This window comes from Paraglaciecola sp. (assembly GCF_030730205.1).
In the GTDB taxonomy this organism is placed as follows: Bacteria; Pseudomonadota; Gammaproteobacteria; order Enterobacterales; family Alteromonadaceae; genus Paraglaciecola.
The window spans coordinates 1-6,382 of record NZ_JANQVQ010000003.1; the positions used below are offsets into that span (position 1 = coordinate 1).

Consider the following 6,382-nt stretch of genomic DNA (forward strand, 5'->3'; position numbering starts at 1 on the left):
AATTGACTGATTTTAATGGGTTTTCCAGTAATATCTAATTCAACTAAGCCAATTCCTGAACCATTTACCAAGCGTTCACCTTTTGAACATTGGTCAGGTTTTAAAGGGCTAATCCGCATATTGCGCCGCTTAGTGAAAAGGTTTAATGGAGAATAAGGGGCAAATAACCAACGGTTAAGTCTGTCGAGCCAGTTTAATAAACTCTCTGGAAAAGTATTCCTTAAACCACTACTGGTAATTTGCCAAATATCAGGACTATTTGTTCGTCGTTTCAGTTTTATTTTATAGGCAAAAGAGTAATGCACGTCACCTGATAAAATGACAAAATTTTGTGGGGTTTGACGGTGGGTAAATACGTTTAATAAATAATTGGCACTGCCAGGGTGAGCCATCCAGTTTTCGGCATCTACGACTAAAGGCTTTCCTATACGGGTGAAAATGCTTTGAATTGCCTCGATTAGCTTTACTCCAAATATAGGCGCTGGAGACACTAATACTACTGCTTGCTCATCAATTAACATTTGTTGTAACTGAGATAAACTCTCCCAATCCATTAATCCCGAAGGTTTATTAACATTCGTCTCTGACCACCATCGCTGTGTGCGTGTATCTAGTACAATGAGTTTTGGGTTTGTTGGCCATTCATAATGCCAATGTTCGAATTTGAGTAAAGTGGTGATGAGCTCATCATGTTTTTCAGTGCCGAGCTTATCTATGCCGTGTTGTACTTTTGACATAAATTCATGATTAAAATTATCCGGTGCATTGCCCCAGCCTTGAAAGAGTAAATAAGCAAGTAATGCGTTGCCAATAATACGCCTTGAAAAAACATGCCCATAGGCTTTACTTTCCCAATCTGCGGTAAGGTTCCAGTCATCAGTAATATCGTGATCGTCAAATATCATGGCAGAGGGCAGGTGAGCCATAACTCGCCGGACTTTGACTAAGCCTTTACTGAATTCAGTTATTAAATCTAATTCATGCTGATAGCTGGCGTGAAGTTGGCTATCAATATTGTTTGGAATACTTAAATCAGCTAACTTCCAAAGCTCTGGTGACCAGCATAATAAATACATCGACACTACTTCAGCAAACGAAACGAGATGATTGTTAGCATGAACCGTGGTGAAAACTGGCTTTTCAGCTGATTTAAATAGAGGTATTCGTAGCTTCTGGCTTCCTTGATCATTTGGTAGTAATGCTACGCGTTGATTATACATAGGTTGTGTTGCATGCAAGGTTTCTGAATCATTGACCATCGCTTGATCAAATCTCTCGTTTTTAATGCCTAAGCGACTAATAACACTATGAATGGCGACTAACATGGGGGTCGCAACATCATCCGCGTATATTTGATCACCACTCATCATTAACAAACTTGGCCATTGCTCAATTGATTGATTGTCAGCTAAGTATTTATCCGCGATAACCAGACCATCACTTCCAGCATGATGTGGTTTGCGACATGAGCCATGCAAAATTTTATGCAAAGTAGAACGGATAACAAAGCCGGGTGTCAGCCTGTTTGGGTAACACAGATCACTGACTAACTGCGTGAGTAGCAGGGCTTGCTGATTGTTAGCCTGAGTAAAATACAGCTGATAGCCTATCCATTGATTAACCGGCAGAGCAGTTTGCAGTTTTACATGCAACAAATGGATATAAATACATTGCCCAAGCTTAATCATACTGTGTTGATTTTTGCCTAGCTCAAAAAAGATATTCGAGCCGGTATCGGGTGTTAGCTCTAATTTAACCGTACATGGTTGTGTACTAACAAACCACATTGTGAGTTCAGTGGTACTCATTCTCTTTAAAATGGGGCCTGCCAGTATCTGTTGCTGCAAATTACTTTCCTCTGGTAGCACTGCGCTTGCATTTTACACTAATTTAACAATGCTTCAGCCCTAAAGTAAATGAGAGGAAAATGGAGGATAGGTATTATTAATGACCAAGGTGGTTGATAGTTAGTCACCTTCATTCGTGCTTAGGCCCAAGCATTGTTTAAAACTGCAGCATAAGCCACCTAAGAACGACTTTAATTGATTTTTTGGTTGTTTAATGCGGTGTAGTTACCTTATGCTTAAGCCATCTTATTATAAAGTGCACCTATTGCTTATGTTGCCCTTAAAAAAGAAAAAAAGTATCGCTCGTCGAATTAGTCAAGTAACTCATGTGCCTGCTCACTGTCGATGCGGTGGTGAGCCGAGTAAACCTAAATTAGTGGTTAATTGTTCTAATCGTTGGCAGATACACTGTGAAATTGCGCACTGCTGTGCCAGAAACGAAGGGCAGGGGCTCAGTGATACTATTCTGGGGTGGAATAGATTGAGTCAGCATTTTTATCGTTAAACGTTTTGTAAGTTAAGATTTGTATTTATTATAAACTAGGACGTGATAGTAACTTCAAACTCTACAACTTGTTTCATACCTAAGGGTTGAATCTTTTTTGATATTCGCCGTTTGTCATGTAACTGAGGTAAAAGTTGATAAAGTTGTTATTAGTTGATGACCATGAGCTGGTCAGAACCGGTATTCGTAGAATACTCGAAGACGTTGCTGATTTCAGTGTAATTGGCGTGGCCATCAATGGTGAAGAAGCCGTTAAGTTCTGCCGTAAAAATGATCCCGATATTGTTTTAATGGACATGAGTATGCCAGGAATGGGAGGACTGGAAGCAACCAAACAAATCCTGCGTTTTTCTGAGCAAATTCGCATCATCGTACTATCGGTGCACAAAGAAAACCCCATTCCGGCTAAAGTGATGCAAATGGGCGCATTTGGCTACCTCACTAAAGACTCTGATCCTGAAGAAATGATCAGAGCTATTCGTAAAGTCTCGGTAGGGCAAAAGTATGTTTCTCCTGATATCGCTCAGCAAATAGCGTTAGGCCAGTTAAATTTAAAAGAGGGTAACCCTTTTGAACAATTGTCTGAACGAGAACTTGAGATAGCCTTAATGTTGACTAAGGGTGCTAAAGTTCCAGATATCGCTGTTTTTTTAAATATTAGTGCTAAAACGGTAAACACCCACCGATATCGTATGTTCGATAAACTCGCCGTCTCCAATGATGTTGAACTGACGCATCTAGCACTGAGAAACAAGTTAATTAATTCTGATCAGCTTTAAATAATGTCGAGTGCTGAATCTTTTAACTACAGTGATTTTCTAAAAAATCTGACTAATCAACCGGGTGTTTACCGGATGTATAATCAGAAGCAAGATGTCATTTATGTAGGCAAAGCAAAAAATCTTAAAAAGCGGGTCAGTAGCTATTTTAGAAAAAACCTAGACAGTATCAAAACGCGCTCGTTAGTAAGTCAAATTCACGATATGGATGTCACTGTGGTAAACAGTGAAGTAGAAGCATTCATTCTTGAAAACAATTACATTAAAAAATATAAACCTCGCTACAACGTATTATTGAGAGACGACAAGTCCTATCCTTTTATTTTTTTATCTGCCCATGAACATCCTCGTTTAAGTAATCACCGAGGGCCGCGTAAGTTAAAAGGTGAGTACTTCGGCCCTTACCCGAGTGCGTGGGCTGTGCGTGAAAGTTTACGAACCATGCAACGAATCTTTCCTATTCGTCAATGTGAAGACAGCTACTACCGTGCCCGCACTCGTCCGTGTTTGCAATACCAACTCAAACGCTGTGCAGGCCCCTGTGTCGAGGGATTAGTGAGTGACGATGAATATTCAGAACAAGTCAATCTAGCGCGTTTGTTTTTAAAAGGTAAAAACAAACAGGTTATTGATTCACTCGTTAAAAAAATGGAAGGCGCTAGTGAAAATTTACAGTTTGAGTCTGCCGCTCGTTATCGCGACCAAATTAGCGCATTAAGTAAAATACAAGAACAGCAATGGGTGAGTGGCGATCAGCAAGAACTCGATGTATTCGGTTTTGCCTATCGAAATGGTATTGCCAGTATTTATGGCTTGTTTATTCGCGATAATAAATTGTTAGGCAGTAAGAGCTTTTATCCAAAGGTGCCAGCGCAATCGAGCGCTGAAGAAGTGTTTCAATCTTTTATTCTGCAATTTTACTTGGCAGGCAATAAACTCATCCCTAAACAAATTGTCATCCCACAAGAACTCGCCGAGCAAGAAGCCATTGAGGTATTACTCAGCCAAGAGGCGGGGCGCAAGATACAATTTTTTAAAGGTGCCAGAGAAGAAAAACGCCGTTATCTGCAGATGGCCAATAACAACGCTGAAAATGCCTTAATTGCTAAACAGACCCAGCAGAAGTCGGTTCATGCACGTTTTGTGGAGCTTGAGCAAATACTTGAATTTGAGCAGCCCATACAGCGAATGGAATGTTTTGATATTAGCCACACCTCAGGTCAACTAACGGTTGCCTCCTGTGTAGTATTTAATCGTGATGGTCCTTATAAAACCGATTACCGTCGATACAATATTGAAGGGATAACACCGGGTGATGATTATGCGGCAATGGCGCAAGCCTTAGCGCGGCGTTATCGTGACGTAAAAGACGAAACAAAAATCCCTGATATTCTATTTATCGATGGGGGCAAAGGACAATTAGCGCAGGCTGAGGATTATTTTGAAAATTGGACGCATGCCAAAACACCCTTATTGATAGGTGTGGCCAAAGGCACGAGTCGTAAAGCGGGATTAGAAACGCTTATATTGGCAGGTAGTCATCAAACTATCCCCATGGCCGGCGATTCCATTGCGCTACATCTTATTCAACATATTCGTGATGAAGCTCATCGCTTTGCTATTACCGGCCATCGAGAGCGCCGCCAAAAAGATAAAAACACCTCTAAGCTTGAATCCATTCCAGGAATAGGTGCAAAGAAAAGACAAAGTTTACTCAAATACATGGGGGGGCTTCAGGGTATACTGCAAGCAAGTAAAGATGAACTTGCAAAGGTTCCTGGCATTAGCGAAGATTTAGCTGAGACAATCTACGACCATCTACATCATTAATTGTGTGTTAAATTAAGCTTGTAGCGCTGGCTATATAGAGGTAGAAAGTGTCGTTGAATTTATAAAGTTAAAAAATTAGAGTGAATAATAACCCCATGTGGACCATTCCCAATATTATTACCGTTGTTCGAGTTTTATTAATCCCTGTTTTTGTCGTTGTGTATTTTTTAGATTGGAAATGGGCGCATCAAGCTGGTGCGTTTATATTTTGGTTTGCAGCGATTACTGATTGGTTTGATGGCTACCTTGCCCGAAAATTAGAACAAACAACGCCCTTTGGCGCATTTTTAGATCCAGTGGCGGATAAACTCATTGTTGCCACGGCATTACTCCTTATTACCCACACTTATGCAGATATTTGGATTACCATCCCGGCAATATTATTGTTGGCTCGAGAAGTCTATATTTCAGCATTACGTGAATGGATGGGCCAACAAGGTAAACATGAACTAGTAAAAGTGTCGTTTACGGGTAAAGCAAAAACCATGGCGCAAATGTTAGCGCTCATCGGCTTATTGTCCGAAATGCAATCTTTTATGGGTATTCCCATTTATTGGGTGACCTTGGGATATATTTTATTGTACATCGCCGCAATTTTATCACTGTGGTCGATGGTAATTTACACCCTTGCAGCATGGAAAGATTTAAAAAAGAATTAAGTATTTTTATAAAATACGGGTGTTATTGAACGAAAATAGTCCGTTTATGACAAAAAATAAGCAGTCAGTTAAAAATCGATATTTTTGTGGTTGACACATTAGACTTTGAATGTAGAATGCACGCCATTGATTGATGAGGAGCACACAAGCTTATCAACAAGGGCTTAAAAGTCACTGTTAATGAGAGTTCTAAATCGAGCAAAGCGGGAATAGCTCAGTGGTAGAGCACAACCTTGCCAAGGTTGGGGTCGCGAGTTCGAATCTCGTTTCCCGCTCCAAATTTGTAAAAGTAATAATAAAAGTTATTATTGCCAGAGGTTCATTAAGGTTGCTCAGCATTTTATCAATGCTTTAGTTTACATTAATATGATACTCCAAATTTGAAATAGTAAAATTTGGCGGAATGGCAGAATGGCTATGCAGCGGATTGCAAATCCGTGGATCTCGGTTCGACTCCGGGTTCCGCCTCCATAACGCTAAATAACACCAACTTGCTTAGAGCAAGTATCCCATGCCCGGGTGGTGAAATCGGTAGACACAAGGGATTTAAAATCCCTCGATCGTAAGGTCGTGCCAGTTCAAGTCTGGCTCCGGGCACCATTTCTTTTATGTAGTAATGTACACAAGCCCCCAGAATGTATTTAGTGTACCCCTACTATCAAATCATAAATTTAAGTTTAATCATTTTTTCAATTATCATCTTTACCCCTTCATGTCCAAAAACTTAGTAATATTGGGTGTTTAATACGTCCTACTTAACTC

5 protein-coding genes and 3 tRNA genes are annotated in these 6,382 nt (G+C 40.2%); 7 read left to right on the plus strand and 1 reads right to left on the minus strand.

Annotated elements, in window-relative coordinates; genetic code table 11:
* Window positions 1–1,847: alkaline phosphatase D family protein (locus NWQ57_RS00140; protein ID WP_306019868.1), on the minus strand; the 1,847-nt coding region annotated here is incomplete at its 3' end.
* A gap of 232 nt (window positions 1,848–2,079) precedes the next feature.
* Between NWQ57_RS00140 and NWQ57_RS00145 the strand changes: the two genes are divergently transcribed.
* The 7 genes from NWQ57_RS00145 (at window position 2,080) to NWQ57_RS00175 (ending at window position 6,220) form a co-directional block, all read left to right on the plus strand.
* Entirely contained in the window at window positions 2,080–2,352 is a 273-nt protein-coding gene (locus tag NWQ57_RS00145) for a hypothetical protein (RefSeq protein WP_306019869.1), read from the plus strand.
* A 134-nt stretch (window positions 2,353–2,486) separates the two neighbouring features.
* Window positions 2,487–3,131, plus strand: a complete 645-nt coding sequence (gene uvrY / locus NWQ57_RS00150; RefSeq protein WP_306019871.1) for a UvrY/SirA/GacA family response regulator transcription factor — start codon at window positions 2,487–2,489, stop codon at window positions 3,129–3,131.
* 3 nt (window positions 3,132–3,134) lie between these two features.
* Window positions 3,135–4,961: an excinuclease ABC subunit UvrC gene (gene uvrC, locus NWQ57_RS00155; protein WP_306019872.1), complete on the plus strand. Its 1,827-nt coding sequence runs from the start codon at window positions 3,135–3,137 to the stop codon at window positions 4,959–4,961.
* A gap of 95 nt (window positions 4,962–5,056) precedes the next feature.
* On the plus strand, window positions 5,057–5,620 hold the full coding sequence (pgsA, locus tag NWQ57_RS00160; protein ID WP_306019873.1) for a CDP-diacylglycerol--glycerol-3-phosphate 3-phosphatidyltransferase: 564 nt from the start codon (window positions 5,057–5,059) through the stop codon (window positions 5,618–5,620).
* Window positions 5,621–5,823: 203 nt separating this feature from the next.
* Window positions 5,824–5,898 (plus strand) — tRNA-Gly (locus tag NWQ57_RS00165).
* Window positions 5,899–6,017: 119 nt separating this feature from the next.
* A tRNA-Cys gene (locus NWQ57_RS00170) sits at window positions 6,018–6,091 on the plus strand.
* A gap of 42 nt (window positions 6,092–6,133) precedes the next feature.
* A tRNA-Leu gene (locus NWQ57_RS00175) sits at window positions 6,134–6,220 on the plus strand.
* Window positions 6,221–6,382 lie beyond the last annotated feature (162 nt).